Source organism: Campylobacter sp. RM9333 (assembly GCF_020137705.1).
Classification (GTDB): domain Bacteria; phylum Campylobacterota; class Campylobacteria; order Campylobacterales; family Campylobacteraceae; genus Campylobacter_E.
In genome coordinates, this window is record NZ_JACGAY010000046.1 from 1 (window position 1) to 1,573 (window position 1,573).

The window sequence follows — 1,573 nt, forward strand, 5'->3', positions numbered from 1 at the left end:
AAGGCTCAAAGGTATCAGAAAAAGTAACAGGTAGTGGTATTTTAAAAACTGATGGAGCTTTTTATGAAGATAATGTAAGTATGGGAGAAGTAAGTGGAACTAATAATACCTTTAAAGGTAATGTGAATATAGGTCAAATAAGTGGAACTAATAATACCTTTAAAGGCGATGTAATTATTACAAATACAAATACCGAAGTAAAAGCTGATAATAATACCTTTTTAGGCAATGTATCAGTAAATAATGGTAAACTTAGTGCTACTACTAATAACAACTTTAAAGATATTAATGCTAATAATATTGATTTTATAAACGATGATATAAAAACAACCGATGAAATCAAAGCTCAAACAATAAAAGTAGATGATAAGCTAGTAATTAAAAATATAGATTTAAAAACAACTTCTATTAGTGCAAACAAAGGAGAGATTACAAACTCAAATGTATTCTTAAATAATACTAATGAAGGCTCTAAAGATACTAAAGTATTTTTAAAAGGTAAAGATGATAATGCTAGTAGTGTATATGATAAAGCAGAAATAACAAGTGGAGATTACACTATAGAAAAATCAGCTATTAAAGGTGGTATTAGAGCTAATACCTTAACTACAACTAATTCAAAAATAGTAGGGCAATTAGCAGTAAATAATCTAAACGCTACTAATTCTACATTTTATATAACAGGTGGTGGATATAACACTTCTTTATATAATCACTTTAGTGGAGCAATCATTGCAAGATATGGTGCAAGTGGCTTTAATAATATAATTAATATTTCTAATACAAACTTAGGCTTATTAATTAATGGCTATGTTCCTATTGCAATTATTAATAATACTAACAACTCAAATACTACTAATTCAAATTCTACAAGAGCTGATATGATAGCTACAACACCTAAAGTAGTTAATAAAGACTTCTTTAAGATAACTTATACAACACCTATTTCAAGTGTATTATTATCACCTAATCTAGTTCATTATACAACTATGCAAGATGAGAATGGAACTAAAGAAGTTTGGAGTGTAGGTTTAGCTGGTAAAGAATTAAGCAAAGATGAAATCCAAGCAATAATTGATGGTAAAGGCAATGTTAATTACACTACAACAGAATTAATTAATAAAAACTATAAAGATTATTTTATGAGTGAATTATTAGACGATAATACAAAAGCTGAATTAAAAAGCATAATTAATACACCTTATTATGTAGCAAAAAATCAAGCAGATATTTTAAATGATAGATTTACTTATCTAAGAGATGATATTAAAAATCACGGCTTTTGGGTGAATAATTCATATAATTATTTAAAGACTAATTATAATGATTTAAGAAACAAAGGCACAAGCGTTGGTATAGATAAGAATATAAGCTTAGATAGATTTAATCTAACTTATGGAGTATTTGCAAATATTTCAAGATTAGAAATAAATAAAGCCTTAAGCTCTTCTACTAATGTAAGGTCATTTGGAGCTTATGCTTCTACTAATTTTTATAATGGAAGCTTTATTGATTATTCTTTAGCTTATGTAACATTAAAAAATAAATTTGAAGCTAAAAAGATTGATTTATA

General features: G+C 26.3%; 1 protein-coding gene. It reads left to right on the forward strand.

Annotated features, from left to right (window positions below):
* The coding region (locus tag AVBRAN9333_RS09375; protein WP_336609906.1) for a hypothetical protein at window positions 1–1,573 on the forward strand (1,573 nt) is incomplete at both ends.